The organism is Bradyrhizobium sp. SZCCHNRI1009, from assembly GCF_032487575.1.
GTDB lineage: Bacteria > Pseudomonadota > Alphaproteobacteria > Rhizobiales > Xanthobacteraceae > Bradyrhizobium.
This window is the reverse complement of sequence record NZ_JAUEUL010000013.1, coordinates 1-21,345: the sequence shown is the minus strand read 5'-3', so window position 1 is coordinate 21,345 and position 21,345 is coordinate 1. Positions and strand designations below refer to the sequence as shown.

General features: G+C 66.7%; 14 protein-coding genes and 2 pseudogenes. 3 read left to right on the top strand and 13 right to left on the bottom strand.

Annotation, left to right across the window (positions count from 1 at the left end; genetic code table 11):
• Positions 1-39: 39 nt before the first annotated feature.
• From QX010_RS21725 to QX010_RS21680, 10 genes are all read right to left on the bottom strand, one after another.
• A complete protein-coding gene (locus QX010_RS21725) occupies positions 40-1,548 on the bottom strand; it encodes a glycerol-3-phosphate dehydrogenase (protein ID WP_316181792.1) in 1,509 nt (502 codons plus the stop codon).
• Positions 1,545-2,291: a class II aldolase/adducin family protein gene (locus QX010_RS21720; RefSeq protein WP_316181791.1), complete on the bottom strand. Its 747-nt coding sequence runs from the start codon at positions 2,289-2,291 to the stop codon at positions 1,545-1,547. Before QX010_RS21720 ends, QX010_RS21725 begins: the two co-directional genes overlap by 4 nt.
• A gap of 18 nt (positions 2,292-2,309) precedes the next feature.
• A complete protein-coding gene (locus QX010_RS21715; RefSeq protein WP_316181789.1) occupies positions 2,310-3,350 on the bottom strand; it encodes a 2-hydroxyacid dehydrogenase in 1,041 nt (346 codons plus the stop codon).
• Positions 3,343-4,923, bottom strand: coding sequence for an FGGY-family carbohydrate kinase (locus tag QX010_RS21710; RefSeq protein ID WP_316181788.1), 1,581 nt, complete (start codon positions 4,921-4,923; stop codon positions 3,343-3,345). Before QX010_RS21710 ends, QX010_RS21715 begins: the two co-directional genes overlap by 8 nt.
• A gap of 2 nt (positions 4,924-4,925) precedes the next feature.
• Positions 4,926-6,035 carry an ABC transporter ATP-binding protein gene (locus QX010_RS21705; protein ID WP_316181919.1) on the bottom strand — a complete coding sequence of 370 codons (1,110 nt, stop codon included), beginning with the start codon at positions 6,033-6,035 and terminating at the stop codon, positions 4,926-4,928.
• A 15-nt stretch (positions 6,036-6,050) separates the two neighbouring features.
• On the bottom strand, positions 6,051-7,154 hold the full coding sequence (locus QX010_RS21700) for an ABC transporter ATP-binding protein (protein ID WP_316181786.1): 1,104 nt from the start codon (positions 7,152-7,154) through the stop codon (positions 6,051-6,053).
• A gap of 6 nt (positions 7,155-7,160) precedes the next feature.
• Complete coding sequence (locus QX010_RS21695) at positions 7,161-8,018, bottom strand: carbohydrate ABC transporter permease (RefSeq protein WP_316181785.1); 858 nt, start codon at positions 8,016-8,018, stop codon at positions 7,161-7,163.
• Between the two features lie 11 nt (positions 8,019-8,029).
• Positions 8,030-8,956 (bottom strand): sugar ABC transporter permease, encoded by a 927-nt coding sequence (locus QX010_RS21690; protein WP_316181783.1) that lies wholly within the window; start codon positions 8,954-8,956, stop codon positions 8,030-8,032.
• Positions 8,957-9,060: 104 nt separating this feature from the next.
• Positions 9,061-10,500 (bottom strand): extracellular solute-binding protein, encoded by a 1,440-nt coding sequence (locus tag QX010_RS21685; RefSeq protein ID WP_315804166.1) that lies wholly within the window; start codon positions 10,498-10,500, stop codon positions 9,061-9,063.
• Positions 10,501-10,538: 38 nt separating this feature from the next.
• Complete coding sequence (locus QX010_RS21680; protein WP_316181781.1) at positions 10,539-11,528, bottom strand: sugar-binding transcriptional regulator; 990 nt, start codon at positions 11,526-11,528, stop codon at positions 10,539-10,541.
• A 180-nt stretch (positions 11,529-11,708) separates the two neighbouring features.
• Here QX010_RS21680 and QX010_RS21675 point away from each other — a divergent pair, with 180 nt between their 5' ends.
• Genes QX010_RS21675 through QX010_RS21665 form a run of 3 tightly spaced genes read left to right on the top strand, consistent with a single transcriptional unit; the run spans position 11,709 to position 14,898 of the window.
• Positions 11,709-12,983: an FGGY-family carbohydrate kinase gene (locus tag QX010_RS21675; protein ID WP_316181779.1), complete on the top strand. Its 1,275-nt coding sequence runs from the start codon at positions 11,709-11,711 to the stop codon at positions 12,981-12,983.
• Positions 12,980-13,849, top strand: a complete 870-nt coding sequence (locus QX010_RS21670) for a TIGR01459 family HAD-type hydrolase (protein WP_316181778.1) — start codon at positions 12,980-12,982, stop codon at positions 13,847-13,849. Before QX010_RS21675 ends, QX010_RS21670 begins: the two co-directional genes overlap by 4 nt.
• Before the next feature lie 14 nt (positions 13,850-13,863).
• Positions 13,864-14,898, top strand: a complete 1,035-nt coding sequence (locus tag QX010_RS21665; RefSeq protein WP_316181776.1) for a class II aldolase/adducin family protein — start codon at positions 13,864-13,866, stop codon at positions 14,896-14,898.
• Positions 14,899-15,085: 187 nt separating this feature from the next.
• On the opposite strand, the pseudogene QX010_RS21660 reads toward QX010_RS21665, so the two are convergent.
• From QX010_RS21660 to QX010_RS21650, 3 genes and pseudogenes are all read right to left on the bottom strand, one after another.
• Positions 15,086-15,232, bottom strand: a pseudogene (locus tag QX010_RS21660) (glycosyltransferase family 9 protein); the annotation flags it as partial.
• 559 nt (positions 15,233-15,791) lie between these two features.
• Positions 15,792-19,058: a hypothetical protein gene (locus QX010_RS21655; protein WP_316181775.1), complete on the bottom strand. Its 3,267-nt coding sequence runs from the start codon at positions 19,056-19,058 to the stop codon at positions 15,792-15,794.
• A pseudogene (locus QX010_RS21650) lies at positions 19,058-21,345 on the bottom strand (hypothetical protein); the annotation flags it as partial. The gene QX010_RS21655 and the pseudogene QX010_RS21650, both read right to left, overlap by 1 nt.

The following is a 21,345-nucleotide window of genomic DNA, read 5'->3' as shown; positions in this document are numbered from 1 at the left end:
TGCGGCGGTCGCGGAGAGGCTCGACGCGTCAAGACACGATCAAAGCTGGAGCTCGAACGCCTCGCGCTCGGCGCGGCTCAGATGCAGGCCATGCTTGGTACGCCGGTCCAGGATGTCGGCGGCCGTGACGGCCCACTCCTGCTCGCGCAGGAAAACGAGCTCGCGCTCATAGAAGGAGGCACCGAAATGGCGGCCGAGATCGCCTACGTTGCGGGACGCTCCGAGCAGATCGCGCGCACGGGTGCCGTAGAGCCGCGCATAATGTGCTACCACATCGCGCGGCAATCCCGGATACGCGCCGGCGAGATCGGCAAGGAACCGATCGAACGGCGCGCCGAGATCGCCGCCCGGAAGCCGCGCGCCCGCCGTCCATGCCGGCGCCATCTGCGGAAACCACGGCGCGAGGCGTTCCATCGCCTGCTCGGCGAGCCGGCGAAACGTCGTGATCTTGCCGCCGAAGATCGACAGCAGCGGCGGCTGCCCGGGTGCACCGTGCACCTCGAACACGTAGTCGCGCGTCACTGCCGACGGATTGTCGGCGTTGTCATCGTAGAGCGGCCGCACCCCGGAGAAGGCGTGAATGATATCACCCTTGCCCGGCGCGGCCCGGAAATAGCGATCGAGCACCGCGAGCAGATAGTCGATCTCAGCACCATCGACAGCGACGTCGTCTGCGCGGCCATCATGCACGATGTCGGTGGTCCCAATCAGCGCCAGATCGGTCTCATAGGGATTGACGAAGATGACGCGGCGGTCGGTGTTCTGCAGCAGATAGGCCTGCGATCCGCTCCAGAATTTTGGCACCACGAGATGGCTGCCTTTGACAAGCCGCACATTGTGCGCGGAGTTGAGCCCGGCGACACCCTGCACTACATCCTGCACCCATGGCCCCGCGGCGTTGACCAGCGCCCGCGCGCGGACGATCTGCACCTCGCCATTCTCGGAGCGCATCTCCAGCCGCCAGGCATCGCCCTCACGCCGCGCGCTCACGGCGCGGGTGCGCGGCAGGATGATGGCGCCCTTGCGCGCAGCATCGACGAGATTGAGGATCACCAGCCGGGCATCGTCGACCCAGCAATCCGAATATTCAAAACCGCGCCGGAACTCGGGGCGCAGCGGCGCACCCTCAGGCTCATGCGCGAGATCGAGGTTGCGGCTGGCCGGCAGCTGCTTGCGGCCGCCGAGATGGTCATAGAGGAACAGCCCGGTGCGCACCAGCCAGGCGGGACGCTGCTCCGGCGAGTGCGGCAGCACGAAGCGCATCGGCCAGATGATGTGCGGCGCCGAGGCCAGCAGCACCTCGCGCTCGATCAGCGCTTCGCGCACCAGGCGGAATTCGTAGTACTCAAGATAGCGCAGACCGCCATGGATCAGCTTGCCCGAACGGGACGAGGTGCCCTGGGCAAAATCGTCCTTCTCGCACAGCAGCACCTTCAGGCCGCGGCCGGCGGCATCACGGGCGATACCAGCGCCATTGATGCCGCCGCCGATCACGGCGAGGTCCAACAGACCGTGATCGGATCCGCTGCGTGAGCCCGTCGCATTCATCGCTTGCTGCTGCGCTTCTTCTCTGGCTTGCTGCGCGCGGCCGCGCGCGCCTTCGTCGCGGTCTTGGCCGGCTTCGCCGCTTTCGCCTTGGGCTCCTGCAGGCCATAGGTGGAAAAGCCCTGCGCGGTCTCGGCGATCTCCGCGTCGCCGAGGATGTGCGGCTGGCCGAGCGCGAGCGACAGATAGTACTGCTTCGCGATGGTCTCGAGCTCGACCGCAAGCCACATCGCCTTGTCGAGATTGGCGCCGACCGCGATCATGCCGTGATTGGCCAGCAGGCAGCCGTTGCGGCCTTCCAGCGCCTCCAGCGCAAGCTCGGACAATTCGGCCGTGCCGAACCGCGCATAGCCGGCGCAGCGAATGTCGGTGCCGCCGAACGCCGCCATCATGTAGTGGCAGGCCGGGATCGGCTTGCGCGCGATGGCGAGCACGGTGGCGTAGGTCGAATGGGTGTGCACGACGCCGCCGACATCCGGACGGGCGCGCATGATGTCGAGATGAAAGCGCCATTCCGTCGAGGGCTTCAACGGCCCCTCCCAGGAACCGTAGTCCCCCTCGAGCGGCATCGCCGCGATCATCTCCGGCTTCATCGAGTCATAGGGCGTCGCCGATGGCGTGATCAGCATGCGGTCCTTGTAGCGGGCGGAAATGTTGCCCGAAGTGCCCTGGTTCAGCCCCGACGCATTCATCCATCGGCATTTGGCGATGATGGTCTCGCGGATCAGCCGTTCCTCGCGATTCATGTCGAAAACCTTTCGTCGTCAGCAGGGATTGAGCGGCGGCTCGCCGGCCAGATAGCGGCGAACCTCTTCGGCCGCCTGGTCGGCGGCAAAGGTGACGGTGCGCACGGAGGCGCCGGCGATGTGCGGCGTCAGCGTGACGTTGGGGAGCTGCAGCAGCGGCCAGTCCGGCGGGACCGGCTCGACCGCAAAGGTGTCGAGCATCGCGCCCGCCAGCCGCTGCGAGCTGAGCGCGTCATGGAGCGCGTGATAGTCGACCAGGGGCCCGCGGGCCGTATTGATCAGGATCGCACCCGGCTTGATTCTCGCCAGCGCGTCGCGATCGATGAAGCCGGTGGTCTCCGCGGTCACGCGGGCATGCAGGCTGATGACGTCGGCGCGCGACAGCAGCTCGGCCAGCGCGACATGCTCGACCCCGTCGTTGCGGTCCTGCGCGCTGAGCTGGACGTAAGGGTCGGTCACCAGGATCTTGCAGCCAAACGCCTTCAACAGCTTCACCACGCGGGTGCCGATCGCGCCATAGCCCACGATGCCGACTGTCATCTCGCCGAGCTCACGTCCCGTGCGATCGGCGCGGTAGAGATCGCCGCGCCACTCGCCGCCCCGCATCGACTCGTGGCCGCTGCGGATCAGCCGGGTCTCCGCGAGCATCGCGCCGATGGTGAATTCCGCCACCGCGCTGGCGTTGCGTCCGGGCGTATTGACGACGAGCACGCCGTGATCGCGCGCCGCCTGCATGTCGATATTGACCGGGCCGCCGCGCGACACCGCGATGAATTTCAGGCTCGGCAGCCGCCGCAGCATCGCGCGCGAGATCGGCGCGAGATGCGTGACCAGCAGGGGCGCCTCGCCGATGAACTCAGCGAGCTCATCAGGATCGCCCATGAACTCCTTGAGCCCGTCGAGCTTCGAGCCGGCATAGCCGTGCTCCATCGGCTCGTCCGGCCAGGGCTGCTCGAGCATGCGGATGTCGATGCCATCGCCGCAGATGGCGGTGATGCGCTCGGCAAACACCGAGGGCAGCATGAAGCGGTCGCCGATGATGGCGATGGAGCTAGACATGATCGGCACCCGTGCGCTGCGCGGCGAGCTGCTTCCAGACCGGCCGTGCCGCAAGACGGGCGTCGACATAGGCCGGGAACAATTGCGCATAACGTTCCGCCAGCGCCGCATCCGGCGCTTGCGGCTCATCCAGATACGGTCTCACCCACTCCTCCGCGCAATCCATCATGTCCGGGTAGAGCCCGGTCGCGACCGCCGCGATCATCGCCGCGCCCGATGCGCCGGCCTCCTCGCGACGGCAGACTCGAATCGTGCTGCCAAGTGCCGCACCAAGAATGGCGCCGAGCGCGCGGCTGCGCGCCGCGCCCCCGGTCAGGCGAATTTCCCTCGGCAGCGGTCCCATCGCCGCGTAGCAGTCGCGTGCGGCGAAGGCCAGTCCCTCCATCACGGCGCGCATCAGATCCCAGTAGCCGTGGCGGATGCGCAGGCCGACCAGTTGGGCGGACGCCTCGTGGGACACGAAGGGGCCGCGTTCGCCGGCGTCGGAGATGAACGGATGATACAGCAGCTCACCCACTTTCGCCGCGAGTACGTGCTCGTCGAGGCGCCGGATCAGATCATTGCGCGACCTCGCGATGCCTTCCATGGCGAGCACGCCGCGCGCGACGTCGAGCAGCCAGTCGATGTTCAAGGTCGCGGCCATGGTCGACTGCATCTGCGCATAGTGACCGGGCACCGGGAAGGGCATCGTATAGCCGGTCGCCTCGGCGTTCAGCTTGACCGCATCGGCGCCATTCACCAGCCGCATGTGCATGCCGGTCGAGCCGATGATGGTGCAGCCGACGTCGGGTGCGGGATCATACAGCCCGCCGCCAAGCGCATTGCAGATGACGTCGACATAGCCGAGCGACACCGGCACGCCATCGGGCAAGCCCGTCTCTGCCGCAGCCGCCGCGGTCAAGCCATGCGTCGTCATGACACCATCGACGACATCTGGAAACAGGCGCGCGGAATCGGCAATGCCGACGAGACGCGCGGCTTCGCCGTCGAAGCCGCGCCTGCGAAAGTCACCGCAGGAGAACGTCGCTTCGGACGGATCGGTCGCCCTCTTGCCGGTCAGCTTGAAGTAGAGCCAATCCTTGCAGTGGAACGCCGTGCCCGCGCGTCCCAGCAGCTCCGCGTCATGCGCCTGCAGCCAGGCCAGTTGCGGCCCCTGCTGGCAGGCGTTGAGCCCCGATCCGGTGCGCAGGTAATGCGCGGCGTTGCGCTCGCCGCCCCGGAAGGTCTCAACGAAGCCTGCCGCGCGCGAGTCGAGCCAAAGCAGCGCGGGCGCGACTGGACGGCCGTCCGCGTCGATCAGCCAGGTGCCGTCGCCCTGCCCGGTCACGGCGATCGCGGCGACGCGACGGGACAGGTCCGGCAGCGCGCCGCCCAGGCCGCGCAACGCCGCGACAGTGTCGGTCCACGTCCGCTCCATGTCCTGCTCGACACGACCACCGGGCAAGGTGGTGTAGCTGTTCGGAATCGCGAACTCGCCAAGCTGGCGGCCATCCCGCGCAAACGCGACCGCCTTGATCACCGAGGTCCCGGCGTCGATGCCGATGATCACGTCGCGGGTCGCAGCCGAGGTCATGGTCAGCGCGCCTCCGCGTGGCGGACGCAGATGCCGTCGGCGCCGAATATGTGGAGATGGCGTGACTCCAGCGCGCAGGGCACGACGTCGCCCGGCCGCGCCGCCACCCTGCTCGATGTCACCGCGACCAGCAGATGACCGGCGCACTCGCCCGCAATGTGCGACTGATCGCCGAGCCACTGGTTGGAGACCACGCGCAGCCTCGCCTCGCCGCTGCCGATCGCGATCCGCTGCGGCCGGATGCCGACCTTGATCCGATCGGCCTGCGCCAATGCCTTTTGTCCCGTCACGTCCAGCGTCTGCCGGGGAATTTCAAACGCCATCTCGGAACCCACCGCCAGGCGAAACCTCGCTTCGTCCTGCGTGACCACAGTCTCCAGCAGATTCATCGGCGGCTCGCCGATGAAGCTCGCGACGAACAGATTGGCCGGACGGTTCTTCAGCTCGCGTTCCCCAGCGAACTGCTGCAGCACGCCATCCTCCATGACGGCGATGCGATCAGCGAGCGCGCTCGCCTCGGTCTGGTCATGGGTCACGAAGATCGCGGTCATGCAGCGCTCGGCGAGCAGGCCCTTGATGCGGCCGCGCAGCACCGCGCGCAATTGCGGCTCCAACTGGCCCATCGGCTCGTCGAGCAGATAAAGGTCGGCATCGCGCACCAGCGCCCGCGCCAGCGACACCCGCTGCTGCTGGCCGCCGGAGAGCGCGCGCGGATGATGATCGAGAATGTCCTCGATCTCGACCAGGCGGGCGATGCTGTCGACGCGGTGGGCGATCTCGACGCGCGACAACTGCTGCGCCTTCAGGGCGAAGGCGATATTCTCGCGCACCGTCAGCGGCGGATACAGCGAATAGCCTTCGAACGCCATCGCGACCCTGCGCTTCGCCGGCGCCAGATCATGGATCGGCCGCTGCGCCAGCGCGATCGATCCAGAGCTCACACTCTCGAAGCCGGCGATCATGCGCAAGGTCGAGGTCTTGCCGCAGCCGGACGAGCCGAGCAGCGCGACGATCTCGCCGGCCTTCACCTCCATGTCGAGCGCGCGCACCGCGTGAACCGGCGCCTTGCCTCGGCTGTGATAGACCTTGTCGACGTTGCGGATCTCGAGCATGCCCATCTCACATCCTCACGCCGCCTGCCGACGCGGCAAGACACCAATACGGTCTCCCGTCGCATGGTCGAACAGCAGCGCCGCTTCAGGCACGAACCGCACGAACACGTCCTCGTCGGCGCCGGCTTCCAGCGCCTCGGGCGCCAGCGCCGCCAGCCACTCGGATCCGTCAGCAAAGCGCAGCAGCACCACGGCACGCTCATGAATCGGAGTGACGGCGACGGTGCGCGCGGGGATCGCGCCTTCACCGCCATGGCGCGTCACCGCGACATCGTCCGGCCGCACGCCCAGCCAGCAGCGCTCCCGCGCATCCGCCGGCAAATCGTCGACGTCGAGCCGGACCTGCGTCCCGGCGATAGCCGCTATCAACCGGCCCTGCTCCACCACCGGCACGACCTCCGAGAGATTGATGCTGGGATCGCCGAACAGGCACGCCACCGCAACCGACGCCGGCCGCGCATAGATCTCCTCCGGACGCGCCACCTGCACCAGGCGGCCATTGATCAGCACGGCAATGCGATCGGCGATCGCCATCGCCTCGCGATAATCCTGCGTCACATAAAGCACCGCCGCAGAGCTCCGGCGCAGCAGGCTCGGCAGCTCCAGCCGCATCTCGTAGCGCAGCTTGGCATCGACGTTGCGCAAGGGATCGTCGAGCAGCAGCACCTCAGGATTGCCGATCAAGGCGCGCGCCAGCGCGGTGCGCTGCTTCTGGCCGTTGGACAGTTCGCGCGGCTTGTGGCCGAGCACGTGCTCGATCTTCAGGAGCCGGCTCATCGCCGCAACTTTCGCGGCGACGTCGGCGCTCCCCGTCGCGCGCAGGCCGCTGGCGATGTTGTCGCGGGCGCTCATATGCGGAAACAGCGCAAAGTTCTGGAACGCCATGCCGATGCCGCGCTGCTCCGGCGCCGCATCGACGATCGAACGGCCCCCGACCAGGATGTCGCCCGCATCAGGCTCGAACATGCCGGCGATCATGCGCAGCAGCACGGTCTTGCCGCTCCCGGACGGGCCGAACACCGCGACGATCTCGCCGGGCTCGACCGCGAGCGACACGCCCTTGGCGCAGCTTGCGGCGCCGAAGCTCTTGTCGACCGATTGGAGTTCGAGACGGGCCATGTATCCTCAACCCTTCACTGCACCGAGCGAGAGACCTTCGACCAGATAGCGCTGCGCATAGAGCGCGAGCAGCAAGGTCGGCGTCACCGACAGCACGATTGCGGCTGCGATCTGGCCATACTGGATGCCGGACGCCGTCACGAAGGCGAGCGCGCCCACCGTCACCGGCTGCTTGTCGGCCGAGGCCAGGATCAGCGCGAACACGAAATTGTTCCAGCAGAAGATGAAGGACAGCAAGCCCGCAGCCGCGATCCCGGGTCCCGCCAGCGGGACGGCGATCCGGGTGAACGCCTCGCGCCAGGAATGCCCCGCCAGCCGGTAGGCGTGCTCGATGTCGGGGCTGATGTCCTCGAAATAGCCGCGCACGATCCACAGGATCAGCGGCAGCGCGATCAGCTGATAGACCCAGACGATCCCGAAATAGGTGTCGTTCAATCCGAGCTGCTGGTAGTACAGCGACAACGGCAGCAGCACCAAGAGCGGCGGCGCGAAGCGGAACGAGAGCAGCGTGAAGGCGATGGTCTCGCCGAGCCGGAACTTGAACCGCGCGAACGCATAGGCCGCGGGCACGCCGAGCAGCAGCGCCAGGATCACCGAGGCGCTCGACAGGATGAAGCTGTTCATGAGGTTACGCATGAACGAGATCTGCAGATTGCCGGCGGCCGTACGCAACTGGCCGGAGATCAGCGCCTCGTAATTGGCGAGCGTCGGCTCGAAGAATATGCGCGGCGGGATACGCAGGATCTGCTCGTTGCTCTGGAACGACATCATGAGGATCCAGACGATCGGGAACATGAAGAAGACGAGCACCAGCGAGAGCGCAATGCCGCGGAAGATGCGCCCGGCGAGACTGGAATGATCCATCGGCGGCCTCCTCAGGCGTGACCGTGGGCGCGTTCGCGCAGCCGCAGCCAGTTCTTGATGAAGATGTTCGACAGGATGTTGGTGATCAGCCACAGGATCATCAAAAGCGCCGCCGAGCGTCCGACATTGGTGTACTGGAAAAATTCCAGATAGGCCTGCACCTGGAACACCATCAGCCGGTCGCCGGGGCCGCCTTGGGTCATCGCATAGACGATGTCGAACTGCTGGATGGAGTCGAGCAGCCGGAACAGCGACGCCGTGATGATGTAGGGCGCGAGCATGGGCAGGGTGATGCGGAAGAACACGAAGCTCGCCGGCACGCCGTCGAGCGCCGCCGCCTCGAACGGCTGCCGCGGCAGCGAGCGCAGGCCGGCCAAGAGCAGGATCATGATAAAGGGCGTGTAGACCCAGACGTCGACCAGCACGACGGTGAACAGCGCGGTCGACGGATCGGACGCCCACTTGAAGTCGTGCGCGCCGAACAGGCCGACAAGATAGGACAGGATGCCGAAGCTCGGATTGGTCATCAGCTTCCACATCAGCGCCGCGATCGCCGGCGCCGTCATCAGCGGCAGCAGCAGCATGATCGAGACAGCGTTGTGGAAGCGCGTCGGCCGCCGCAGCAGCAGCGCGATGCCGAGGCCGAGCAGCAGCTCGGCGATCCCGGTCACCGCGGTGTAGACGAGCGAGATCCGCAGCGTATTCCAGAACGCCGGATCGGACAGGAAGTCGATGTAGTTGTCGACGCCGATGAAGCCGCGTAAGTAAGGCAGGTTGAGCCGGTAGCGCTGCAGCGAATAGATCGCCGCGGTCACGAACGGCACCAGGATGGCGATGCAGACCAGCAGCGCCGGCAGGCTCAAGAGATACGGCAGCAACCGCCCGCGCCAGCGTTTCGTGCGGCGCGGCACCGCCGGGGTCTCGATAACTTCAGCCATGCTCATGACAGACGTGATCACACATTCGCGGTGATGGGCCGGTCCGGACGCCCGTGGGGGAGCGGCCGGACCGGCGGGTGGTCGTGGAGAGTCCGCGTCCAGCCTCAGCCGAGGCCGGCCTGCTTCAACTGACGGTTGATGCTCTCGGCCAGCTTGTCGAGGCCCTCGTCGACGCTGATCTCCTTGGCCACCATCTTCTGCAGCGACGCCGCCCACTCCGTGGTGAGGTCGAAGAACAACGGCTGCGCCGTGAAGTAGATCTTCGCACCGGGGGCCGAGAGGTCATGCTGCTCGAGATAGCCGGGATAGGACTTGGCGATGCGGTCGCGGAATTCGCTGTCCTTCCACACAGAGGCGCGGACCGGATTGACGAAGTCCATCTTGCGGGCGCCGAACAGATCATGCTCGACGGAGGCCGCCCACTGCATGAACGTCCAGGCCGCATCCTTCTGCTTGGAGAAGCTCGACATCGCCAGCGACCAGATCCAGACGTTCGGCGTCGGCGCCTTGGCGGCCGGATTGGCTGCAAACGGCGCGTAGCCGAGATTGCCGCGCTCCTTGTTCTCGCCGCCGTTCATGAAGTAGCCGAGAATGTCGGCGTCGAAGATCATGCCGGAGGCGCCGGCGCCCAGATCAGTGCCGACCTGGTACCAGGTGTAGGTCGACCAGTTCTTCGGACCCGAGCCCTGGATCATCCTGACCCACTTCTCGTGGAAGTCCTTCGAGGCCTTTGTATTCATCGCGGCCTTGAGCTTGCCGCCCTCCATCACGAAATCCTTCTGGCCGAAATTGGCGTAGGCCGACAGGAAGCCCGGATGGATGGTGGCCCAGGAGCGCGAGCCGCGCACACCGACGCCGTAGGGACCGCCGGCATCCTTGGTGATCTTGGCCGCGACGTCGAGCATCTCGTCGAGGTTCTTCGGCGGCTTGACGCCGACCTTGTCGAATATCTTGCGGTTATAGGTGATGTTGTTGAGCTCGTAGCCCCACGGGATGCACCACTGCTTGGCCTTGCCGGAGCCGAGCTCGGAGCCGGCGACGCCATCCCAGGCCGTCGACGACCGCAGTCCGGGCAGCACGTCGTCCCAGGCGAACGCCGGATTGGTCTTGGCGGGATCCTTGATGTAGGTGTTGAGGTCCTCGATCCAGCCGGCCGGACCATAGGTCCAGGTCATGTAGGCGCCGGTCATGAAGGCGTCGTACTGGTCGGACTTCGACGACAGCGCCGCCGTCACCTTGTCGAAATAGACGTCCTCCGGGAAGATGTCGTAGGTGACGTTCATGCCGGTGAGGCTCTTGAACGCCTCGATGTCGCCGATCATCGCATCGACGTAAGGATGCTTGTTCAAGAGCAGCTTGACGGTCTTGCCGCTATGCGCCTTCCAATTGAAGTCAGCGGCCATCGCCTTCGACATCGCGGACGCAAAGGCGGCATTGGCGGCGACACCGGCGATGCCGAGCTTGGCGGCACCGTCGAGCAGATCACGCCGGCTGATGCGCTTGCCGGCATAGGACGCAAAGAGATTCTTCTCCCGATCGTACATTCAACCCTCCCTTTGTTTTTTGTAGAGACGTGTTCGCGTTACCTGCCCTTCCGACTCCTGTTCTTGGAGTTGCCGGATGTTTTCTCCGGCTTGTCAGTCGCCAATGCCTGAGCGGTCGCCTCGTCGATGATGAGGCCATTCAGGAAGCCGCTGCGCAGCACCGCGCGCAGGGCCGTGATCTTCGCCTCGCCGCCGCCGATGGCGACGATGCGGTGTTTCTTCAGATCGGCAGCGGCCATCGAGGTGGCCCGCGCCGAAAGATCGAGATCGAGCAGCTCGCCCTGGGCGTTGAAGAAATGCCCGAGCAGGTCGGCGCAGGCGCCGGCGCGCTTCAGGTCGACGACCTCGTCCGGCTTGATCATGCCGCTCGACACCAGGAAGCCGTCGGCATGGATCTGGCCGATGCCGACGAATAGCAGCGATGCCTTCTGCGCGAGAGCAAACACGTCGGCAATGCCGAACTGCTGCATCAGCACGCGGCGGTCGGCGACGGAGTTGGCGAACACGGGCACCGGCAGCAGATAGGCTTCGGCGCCGGTGCGCTCGGCCAGGCGATGGATCACGTCGAACGGATTGGCGGCGAATTTGCGCGTCAGGCCGCCGAGCAGCGACACGAACTGCACGTCGCGCGCCGGCGTCTGCGGCAGTTGCGCGACGACGGCCGCGAGCGTGCGGCCATGGCCGACGCCGATGATCTTGTCGTCGCCGCGCTCCAGCACCTGGCGCAGGAAGCTCGCGCCCTCCAGCGCCAGCGCCTTCAGCGGCAGGTCGCCCTCGCCGAGATCCGGCGCGACACGGCAGAAGTCGAGCCCGTAGCGTTCGGCCAGCGCGTTCTCGAGTGCGACGCATTCGGCGACGGGCCCCTCGACGAAGACGCGGATCATGCCCTCGCGGCTGGCGCGCGCGATCAGGCGATGCGCCTTGGTGCTCTGGATGTTGAGCCGGTCGGCGACCTCCGACTGCGTCAGCCCGGCTGCGAAATACAGCCAGGCGGCGCGCGTCGCCAGCGAGGCCTCGCCGTCCACCATGGGCGCCCTGTCGGAAGCTGTCGTCACGCCTGAATGCCTGCTTGCAAATTTCTTCACACCTTGCAAAAAATTGCAGACACCGATCCGGCCGTCAATCCCCCAAACGTGCTGCAGCGCGTCAGGGATGACGCGCCGGGCAAGCACAGGCATGCTCGCCGGCGCATAACGGGATGAGGTCGCATGACGGAGTTGTTTGTCGGCATCGACGTGGGCACGAGCGGTGTGCGCGCCTGTGCCATCGACGCGCGCCGCGAGATCAAGGGCGCAGCCGCCGTTCCGCTCGCCGCGCCGCGCCAGGATGGCAACGCCATCGACCAGGATCCCGAACCGTGGTGGCAGGCGACGGTCGCGGCGCTCGACAAGCTCGGCAGGATCGTCGATCTCGGCGCCATCGCGCGCATCGCGGTCGACGGCACCTCGGGCACCTTGCTGCTGATCGACGCCGACGGGCGGCCCCGCTCGCTCGGACTGATGTACAACGATGCGCGCGCGGTCGACGAAGCCAGGCGGATCGCCGCGGTGGCGCCGCCCGAAAGCGGCGCGCATGGCACGAGCAGCCCGCTCGCCAAGCTCATGCATCTGCTCGCCTCGACGGACGGCGCGCGGCACGCCGTGCACCAGGCCGACTGGATCGCCGGACGCCTCGCCGGTCGTCACGGCGTCAGCGACGAGAACAACGCACTGAAGCTCGGCTATGACCCCGTCAGGCGTGAGTGGCCGCGCTGGATCGATCGCCTCGGCGTTCCCCGCGACGTGCTGCCGAGCGTTCTGGTGCCGGGCACGCCGTTCGCCGAAGTGGATCCGTCGACCGCACGCGCGCTCGGTCTGTCGCCGTCTGCGCGCATCGTCGCCGGCACCACCGACGGCGTCGCCGCCTTCATCGCCACCGGCGCCGATACGCCGGGCGATGCGGTGACGTCGCTCGGCACCACGCTGGTGGTGAAGCTGGTCGCGACGCAGCCGATCTTCGCCGCCGATCAAGGCGTCTACTCGCACCGGCTCGGCGACAAATGGCTCGCCGGCGGCGCATCGAACTCCGGGGGCGCCGCGCTGCTCGCCCATTTCACCGCCGCCGACATGGACCGCATGACCCCGCTGCTGCGCCCGGACAAGCCCACCGGGCTCGACTACTATCCGCTGCCCAAACCCGGCGAGCGCTTCCCCATCGCCGACCCCGCCCTCGCACCAAAGATCACGCCGCGCCCGGCCGAGGATCACCGCTTCTTCCAGGCGCTGCTCGAAGGCATCGCAAGCGTCGAGGCGATGGCCTATCAGCGTCTCCAGGCGCTCGGCGCGCCGGCGCTGCGGCGCGTGATCAGCATCGGCGGTGGCGCCCGGAACGACGCCTGGACCGCTATCCGCCGGCGCATCATCGGCGTGCCCGTCAGCGTTGCCGCGCAGACCGAAGCGAGCTACGGCACGGCGCTGCTGGCGCTGCAGGGACCGCCACGATGACGGCGGCAGCGTGCGAGATCAGCGGCCTGTCCGCCATCGCCGACCGTTTCGATCACGTGCTGCTCGATCAATGGGGCACGCTGCATGACGGCCGGACGGTGCTTCCGGCGGCTCACGACTGCGTCCTGCGGCTGCGCGAGGCCGGCAAGCAGATCCTGGTGCTGTCGAACTCCGGCAAGCGCGCGAGCGCCAATGCCGAGCGCCTTGCCCGGCTCGGCCTGCCGCGCTCGACCTATGACGGCATTCTCACCTCGGGCGAGGTGACCTGGAGCGGCCTGCGCGACCGGACGCGCGCGCCGTTCACCGATTGCGGCAGCGCCTGCTTCCTGATCACCAGGGGCGGCGACTGCTCGCTGATCGACGGGCTCGATCTCGTCCTCGTGACGGATATGCGGGACGCCGACTTCATCCTGCTCGGCGGCCTCGATGACGACCTCGCCGAGCCGGACCTCTGGCGCGACCGCTTCACCGGAGCAGCGGCACGGGGCGTGCCGATGATCTGTGCCAATCCCGACCTGATGATGTTCGGTGCAGCCGGCCTCGTGCCGGCACCCGGCACGCTGGCCCGCGCCTATGAGTGGCTCGGCGGCCCGGTGAGCTTCGTCGGCAAGCCGTATCAGCCGATCTTCGCGGCTGCGCTGGAGCAGCTCGGCGATCCGGATCCGCACCGCGTGCTGATGATCGGCGACTCGCTCGACCATGACGTCGCCGGCGCCCGCGCCGCAGGCCTGCAGAGCCTGCTGCTCGGCGATGGCGTGCATCGCACGACCTTGGCCGGCGCGCCCGACCTCGCTGCGGCGACGCGCAAGCTCGCGGCTTCGCCCGGCCGCATGCCGAACTGGACGATGCAGCACCTGTCGTGGTGAGAAGGAGACGCGAGATGCGCCAGCCTGCCGAGCTTCATGAGTTGCGCCGGATGTCGGCGCGGGTCGGCCGCAACATCGAGCTGGTGCAAGGCGCCGGCGGCAACTCCTCGCTCAAGCGGGATGACGTGCTGTGGGTGAAGGCGTCCGGCACCTGGCTTGCCGACGCCGACGCGAAGGACATCTTCGTGCCTGTTCTGCTGCCTGCGGCGCGCGATGCGCTCGCCGCTGACGACGAGCGCATTCCGCTGGCCGCTCCCGGCCACTTGCGCGCCTCGATCGAGACGGCGCTGCACGCGCTGCTGCCGCACCGGGTCGTGCTGCACGTCCATGCCGTCAACACCATCGCCTGGGCGGCGCGGCGCGATGCGCGCGATGATTTTGCGGCCCGGCTGGACGGGCTCGCCTGGCGCCATCTCGACTACTTTCATCCCGGGCTGCCGTTGGCGCGCGCGGTGAGCGCCGTCGTCGCGCGCGACCGCATCGACGTGCTGATCCTCGGCAATCACGGCCTCGTCGTCGGCGCCGAAAGCTGCGATGAGGCCGAGGCGCTGGTCCATGACGTGGAGCGCCGGCTGGCGCTGCCGGTGCGCCCGGCGCCTCCCGCCGACGCAGCGGCCTTGCGCCGTCTGTGCGCCGGCACCGCCTATCGCCTGCCGCATGACGCTGCCGGCCACGGCATCGCGACCGATCCGTTCAGCCGCGCCATCGCGACCGGCGGCTCATTGTATCCGGACCACGTCGTGTTTCTCGGCCCGGGCCTGCCGACGGTCGAGGGCGCCGGCGGCCTCGCCACGCTGCTCGCGCGCGCGGACGCGAGCCGCCTGCCCGCGCCCGTCGCAGCGCTCGCGCCGGGTCTCGGTGCCATCATCCGCAGCGACGCCAGCCCGGGCGCCGAGGCCATGCTGAGCTGCCTCGCGCTCGTGACCAGCCGCCTGCCGCTATCGGCCGATATCGGCTATCTCTCCTCGCAGCACGAGCAGTTGCTGCACAACTGGGACGCCGAACGTTACCGCCAGCAACTGACGGCAAGCCGCCAGTCGTCGAATTGAAGCGGCGAAGGATCACGCGATCATCGCTCGAGACCGGCGGGGACGACGCCCTCGCCACGATCCTTTGGCGAAGTGCATCTCCGACCTGATCGATGACCTCGCGCCAATCGCGCCTTTCGCGCTGAGGGAACAGGCGAATGCGCGGATACCAGACGCTGTCGTCACGATCGAGCAGCCAGCGATAGTCCGGCGTGTACGACAGGAGCGTCCAGGTCGGACAGCCAAGCGTGCCGGCGAGATGAGCGACACTGGTATCGACCGTGATCACGAGATCCAGACATGAGATCAGCGCGGCGTTATCGGCGAAATCGGCAAGTTGACCCGTCAGGTCCATGATCCCGCTCGTCTCCTGGAGCACGGCCTTGTCTTCGGCCTTCGGCTCCTTCTGCAGGCTGATGAACGCCGCATCCTCGCGGAGCAGGCGGGAAAACATGCGCAAGGGGATGGAACGATTGTGGTCGTCGAGGTGGTTGGGATTGCCTGACCAGACCAGGCTGATCCGCAATTTCTCCGGGATGCCAAGGCGCTCCTGCCAGAGTTGGATCCGATCCGGATCAGGCGCCGGCAAATAGGACACCGGCGCTGGAATCGTGGCCAGTGTCGTCCGAAAGGCAAGCGACAAGCTCATGATCGGACACTGGACATCCACTCCCGCAAGGTCGCTGGCCTCCGCGACCGGAACACACTGCGAAATTCCTGGCATGTTCGACAACAGCGGAAGCAACGGCTCTTGAACGGCGAGGATCACGCGCGCGCCCAGCGCTGCGACCATCGGGACGTAGCGGACGAACTGGATCATATCGCCCAGTCCTTCATCGGCGGCGATGATGATGGTTTGTCCCGCGAAGGCCGGATGGCCGTCCGGTCGTTCATGATTGGACGCCTCCGGCCGGCTATTTTGCCCGATTGAACTGGTAGGAGCCCTGGAGGAAGACGCCATAGCGCTCCGTCGTATATCTCAGGACCTGGTTGAACGAATCGACAGCGTTGGTGCTGAGATGCCACCAGCGTCCACCGATGCCGATGCGGAAATTGTCGGTCAACTGGTAGTTCAGCACGGTCTCGGCCTGGAAGCCGCTTCCTTGCCCCGAGGCGGGATCACGCCCGAACGTGAAATAGTGCGTGTCGATCGCGTTCTGCGTGGTCCAGACATAGGCGGCCTCCGCCTGCCAGCTCAGCCGGTCCGACAGCCGCGTGTCGAGGGAGACACCGGCCCGTCCGCTATGCCAGCGATCCTGCTCGGTCACCACCTTGACGCCCGGCCCCAGCGCAGGAGCGCAGATCGTCGGATTGCCGCCCACCTGGGTGCAGCCGCGAGCATCCACCGTCTCCGTCCAATATTGATAGCCGACGAAGGCGCCGAGCCGGAAGCGTTCGGTCTCCAGCAGGTTGAAACCGACATCGAGATTTGCATATTGCAGCCCCCCGCCCACGCTGCTGACGGTCTTGGACGACGGATTGACGAACGGAGCGAAGTCCTCGTCGACGAGCGTACCCGAGCTGATCTTGCCCGCCCCTATATAGCCCTTCAGAAACATGTTGGTGAACGGACCGTCGAGCGCATCGATCCTGAAGAACATCTCGCCGCTGTGCCCGGTCATGCCGCCATAGGCGAGCCGGGAGACCTGAAGCGTCGCAGCCTGATCGGCGAAATAGCGGTAGCGATTCTGCCCGGAGCTGAACCAGTAGCGCACACCGGTCTCCAGCATGTAGGACGGCAGGATCGACGCGCGCGATTGCAGCGGCATGTCGCCCGAGCCTGCCCCCTGCCCGCCCTGCAACGCTGCAGGCCTGGCCCAGGCGCAACTGACGACCGAGGCGTTGCACTTGGTGACACCGTCGGCGTTGAAATCGCGCCGCAACGTGACCGTCGCGAACAGGTCCTTGGTCGTCGTCTTGACGTTGGCGAGCGTGCTGTCGACGAACCGATAGCCGATCTCCGTTTCCAGGCTGATCTCCTTCGACCAGAGATAGCTGACCAGCAGCGACGGCAGAACCGTGTACTCCTTCAGGTCGGTCCGTGTCCCGGACCTGTACCCCGCCCGCAGCCGCGGGCTGATGGCGAGATCGGGCGTGATCGGATAGCGCGTGGCAAGATCGAGAACGTAGAACTTGGAGTCCGCCAGGCTCGCGTAGCGCAGCGCACCCATGAACAGATCGCCCGGCTTGATGATGCCGTTCCCGGTCAGCTGGGCCGACAGATAATATTCGAGGCCGCTCGCCGGCGTGCCGTCGACGCCGCCGGACGGCAGCGTGCCGGTGAGATTGGTCACCGTGGCATCGGCAGCAACCTGCCAAGTCTCATTCAATGGCCGCGAGTAGCTCACCATCGCCGACTGGAACGTCGGCGTACGGTCGATCGCGAGCTGCCTGATCTCGCCCGCGGTATTGAACTTCATCATGTCGTAGAGGGTGAGGAAGGGTTGCCCCTGCAGCGCATTCCAGGTCGAGAGAAATGGCACTCTTCGATAGTCGAACGAGGCGTTGATGACCGACTTGTCCTCGAACGTATACGTTCCCGAGAACACGGCGGCGTTGAGCGCGCGGAAATGCGTGTCGTAGTCGATCAGGCCGAGCAGCGACTTGTTGGCGTCGAAATAGCGGAATTCGGCGCCGATGGCCTGGCGGTCGACGATGTTGCGGTCGTATTGCGTGATCAGGTAGACCGTGGTCTCGAGGCCACCCAGGATCTTGCCGAAGTCGATGCTTGCGCCATAGAGCGTCTTGCCATCCTTGAACGGTGCGTCGAAGCGGCTCCAGTTCGGCGAGCCCGCGAGCACGTTCAAGCGCAGCCCCGGGCTCTTCTGCCAGCTCAGCACCGCGCCGTCGAAGCGGCCGATCACGCCGCCGGTGTTGCGGGATTGCCGTCCGACGCGCAGCGTCACGTCGGCCTCCTTCAGCGTGTAATCGACCTGCGCGGTCGAGACGCCGTATTTGTCGTTCCCGGTATCGAACTGGCGCTCATGGGTGAACGCCAGCCTGAACTTGGTCCTGATGCGATCGTTATCGGCGGTGCCGAGAAAGTCGAAATTGGTCAGCAGCGTGTTCTGATGCACGCGGTGCGCGTCGGGATCCGCATTCGGATTCGGCGCAATCGCCCTGTCCTTGACGGCGCTGGTCGTGTCGTTGGTGATGAAGGTGGTCGAGAGGCTGCCCGACATCGACCAGCGGGTGTCGCCGTTCGGCCCTGCCGCCTTGGTCGGCATGCCTGCCCCCATGTCTCCGCCGTCGGGCGTGACGGAAGGCATGTCGCGCGGCCGCGCCGGCGCGCTGCTGGTTGCGGTGAGAAGCGCGGCGAGTCGCTGCCTCACCCGCTCGGCGCCCTCGCCAGTCGGATAGCGGCGCAGATAGTCTTCATACTCCGCCTGCGCGGCAGCGGTCTGGCCAGCCTTCTGCCGCGCCACGCCGAGCAGCTCCTGCGCCTCGGCGCTCGAGCCGTTCTCGGGGAGTTTCAGCACCTTCCTCAGGAGCTCGATCGCGGCGCTGAAATTACCTTTCTTGATCGACGCGCGAGCCTCGTCCATCGACGCCTCCGCAAACCGGATGTCCGCGGCGGAGGCCTGCTGCATCGTGCGATTGTCGTTGCGGACCGACGCCGCCGCACCGGGGACCGCAACCGGTTTCGGCGCATCCGGGGCGGCTACGCTCGGCACCAGGGCCTTCACCTTGCACGCCGACACCGGACCCTTTCGGGCCACCACGATCGCCACCTGCTCGAAGCTGCCGGATTGGACGATCTGATAGGTGAACTCGCCGGCAAACTGGACGACGAGGATCGGTCCCCTGTTCTGATCGAGCGTCAGATAGACGTCCTGGAGGCCGGAGCCCTGGGCATTGTCGACACGCACGCCTTCGCGCCTGACCAGGCGCCGCGCCATGATGGCGTCCCGGTCGACCAATTGCAGCGAGACGCTGAGCTGGCTGCCTTGGTCGAGCGGGAAATGCCCGGTGTAGCGGACACGAACGTGAAAATTGACCCGCAGAAGGCTGCAGTTTCCGATCGTCGTGGCATTTGCATTGGCGACGAACTGATCGATGACCGGCTGGGCCGGTGCAACGCCAAAGACCCCGTCGAGCAGGATTGCGAGCAAGCCGGCCAGCAGACCGATCAGCCATCCCGCCGACCTCGCTGCCGCGGCTTGTCTGAAGCAGCCGCGCATCACCAGCCACCTCCATTGACCCGGTGCTGCCGCTGGCGGCGGGTGACGATGGTGGTCTGCGACTTGTCAGCATAGATATGGCATGCGCCTGTGCAGTCCTTGAGCTCGGCGACGGTGTAGTCCATCGGCGCCGGCTTCATGAGCTTGGCGTGCTGCTGCGGGCGGAAATCACTGGCGTGGCAGGCGGCGCAGTCGGGCTTGTAGGCCGCGAACTTGAACAGAACGGCCTGCGAGTTGCCGCTGTGGCAGGCGGTGCAGCCGATGGCCGCGCTATGGTTCGGATAGCTCGCCGACATATGCCGGTAATTGACCGAGCTCCAGCTCACCGTCCGGTGGCAGCTCTCGCAGGGGACGTTGGTCACGAAGTGCTTCGGCGACTTTCCGGTGGCGTTGGAGCCGTTGTGACAGCTGGCACATGGCGCCGTCAGGCTGGTGTGATCCATCCGCGCGCCCGAGAACGACACGGTGTTCTTGTGGCAGCTTTCGCATGGCGCGCTGGTGACCACGTGCTTCTGGGGCTTGCCGCCCGCGGCCATGCCGTTGTGGCAGCTCGCACAGGCCGCCATCGTGCCGGTGTGGCTGAAGCGGGCGCCGCTGAACGTCGCCGTGCTCTTGTGGCAGGTCTCGCACGGCGCATTCGTCGTGACGTGCTTCTGCGGCTTGCCCGTCGCGGCCATGCCGTTGTGGCAGCTCGCGCAGGCCGCCATCGTGCCGGTGTGGCTGAAGCGGGCGCCGCTGAACGTCGTCGTGCTCTTGTGGCAGGTCTCACAGGGCGCGCTGGTGACCACGTGCTTCTGCGGCTTCCCGCTCGCGGCCATGCCGTTGTGACAGCTCGCGCAGGCCGCCATCGTGCCGGTGTGGCTGAAGCGGGCACCGCTGAACGTCGTCGTGCTCTTGTGGCAGGTCTCACACGGCGCAGTGGTCGCGACATGCTTCGGCGGCTTGCCGGTCGCGGCCATGCCGTTGTGACAGCTCGCGCAGGCCGCCGTCGTTCCAGTATGGCTGAACCGGGCGCCGCTGAACGTCGTCGTGCTCTTGTGACAGGTCTCACACGGCGCAGCGGTTGCGACGTGCTTCGGCGGCTTGCCAGGCGCGGTCATTCCGTTATGGCAGGATGCGCATGGCCCTTGCGCCGTCATGTGATTGAATCTGGAACCGGCCTCCGTGGTGCTCGATCCGGCAAGCCCTGCCCTCGGATTGAACGTCGGCAGCAGCGACGGAAGCCGACCGGCATTCTTCGCTTCCGGCGAGTCGCTGCCCGTATCGGTTGGAGGCAAGAGCCTACCGCGGGGATCATTCGGCGAGAGCGGTGATGTCGCGGATGTCATTCGGGGCGGCGTCCCCGACGGCTGCGGCACGGACGCCACCGCGCCGCCAGCTTTGGCCGAACTGTCGGGATTGGAGGAACCGGACGAACTGGCGGAGGCCCCTGCTTCGGATCCCGCTGTCGGGGCCGTCGACGTCGCAGCCGTGTTCGCCAGCGGCTTGCTGCTGAACAGGAGCGTCGAACTGGATGGCGCCGCAGGCTTGGCGGCAGCGCCGGCCTGAGATGCAGCCGGTGCAGCGTTCGTACCGGGTGCTGCATCGGGATTCGTTGCTGCCGTCATCGTCCGGTTGGCGGTCGAGGCCGGCGTCACCGCCTTGACGGCCGGGGCCTGAGCAGGAACCACCGACCGCGCCGTCGTGGAGCAGCCCGCTGCCGGCTTCTGCGGGTCGTCGTCCCAGGTGGAAAAGTTGGCGGCGGCGCGCACGTGGCAGCAGCCGCAATCCTGCGACTTCGCGCTATGATCCGGCCCCTGCGCACCCCTGCGGCCCTGGCTGCGATACGAGCCGTTGTGACAGCTGTCGCAGCGCGTGGCATGCACGGCAGCATGGCTCATGGTGTAGGTGGCGAAGCTCGCCGCGGTGTTGCTGTGGCAGTTCGAGCACTGCACACCCGTCACCGGAATATGCGGCGGGGTGGTCAGGCCTTTCGCGCTCGAACCATTGTGGCAGGCTGAGCAATTGGTGTTGGCCGCGGAGTGGGTGAACGCCGCGCCGCCCCAGCTCACATATCCGCCGCTGGCGGCCTTGCTGTGACAACTCACGCAATCGGCTCCGCCGGTCGCGACGTGGTTCGGGAACGACGCGGTGCCGAGCGCCCCCTTGGTGCCTTGGCCGGTGAAGCTGCCGTTGTGACAGCTGTCGCAGCGTGCCGTCGCCACCGCGGTGTGGTTCATGGTGTAGGTGGCAAAGCTCGCCGCGGTGTTGCTGTGGCAGTTCGAGCACTGCAGCGTCCCGGTCGGGA

What these genes read in the sequence shown, in the direction of transcription:
- QX010_RS21725 (WP_316181792.1), bottom strand. Translation starts at nt 1,548, where the DNA reads ATGAATGCGACGGGCTCACGCAGCGGATCCGATCACGGTCTGTTGGAC.
- QX010_RS21720 (WP_316181791.1), bottom strand. Translation starts at nt 2,291, where the DNA reads ATGAATCGCGAGGAACGGCTGATCCGCGAGACCATCATCGCCAAATGC.
- QX010_RS21715 (WP_316181789.1), bottom strand. Translation starts at nt 3,350, where the DNA reads ATGTCTAGCTCCATCGCCATCATCGGCGACCGCTTCATGCTGCCCTCG.
- QX010_RS21710 (WP_316181788.1), bottom strand. Translation starts at nt 4,923, where the DNA reads ATGACCTCGGCTGCGACCCGCGACGTGATCATCGGCATCGACGCCGGG.
- QX010_RS21705 (WP_316181919.1), bottom strand. Translation starts at nt 6,035, where the DNA reads ATGCTCGAGATCCGCAACGTCGACAAGGTCTATCACAGCCGAGGCAAG.
- QX010_RS21700 (WP_316181786.1), bottom strand. Translation starts at nt 7,154, where the DNA reads ATGGCCCGTCTCGAACTCCAATCGGTCGACAAGAGCTTCGGCGCCGCA.
- QX010_RS21695 (WP_316181785.1), bottom strand. Translation starts at nt 8,018, where the DNA reads ATGGATCATTCCAGTCTCGCCGGGCGCATCTTCCGCGGCATTGCGCTC.
- QX010_RS21690 (WP_316181783.1), bottom strand. Translation starts at nt 8,956, where the DNA reads ATGGCTGAAGTTATCGAGACCCCGGCGGTGCCGCGCCGCACGAAACGC.
- QX010_RS21685 (WP_315804166.1), bottom strand. Translation starts at nt 10,500, where the DNA reads ATGTACGATCGGGAGAAGAATCTCTTTGCGTCCTATGCCGGCAAGCGC.
- QX010_RS21680 (WP_316181781.1), bottom strand. Translation starts at nt 11,528, where the DNA reads ATGGTGGACGGCGAGGCCTCGCTGGCGACGCGCGCCGCCTGGCTGTAT.
- QX010_RS21675 (WP_316181779.1), top strand. Translation starts at nt 11,709, where the DNA reads ATGACGGAGTTGTTTGTCGGCATCGACGTGGGCACGAGCGGTGTGCGC.
- QX010_RS21670 (WP_316181778.1), top strand. Translation starts at nt 12,980, where the DNA reads ATGACGGCGGCAGCGTGCGAGATCAGCGGCCTGTCCGCCATCGCCGAC.
- QX010_RS21665 (WP_316181776.1), top strand. Translation starts at nt 13,864, where the DNA reads ATGCGCCAGCCTGCCGAGCTTCATGAGTTGCGCCGGATGTCGGCGCGG.
- QX010_RS21655 (WP_316181775.1), bottom strand. Translation starts at nt 19,058, where the DNA reads ATGCGCGGCTGCTTCAGACAAGCCGCGGCAGCGAGGTCGGCGGGATGG.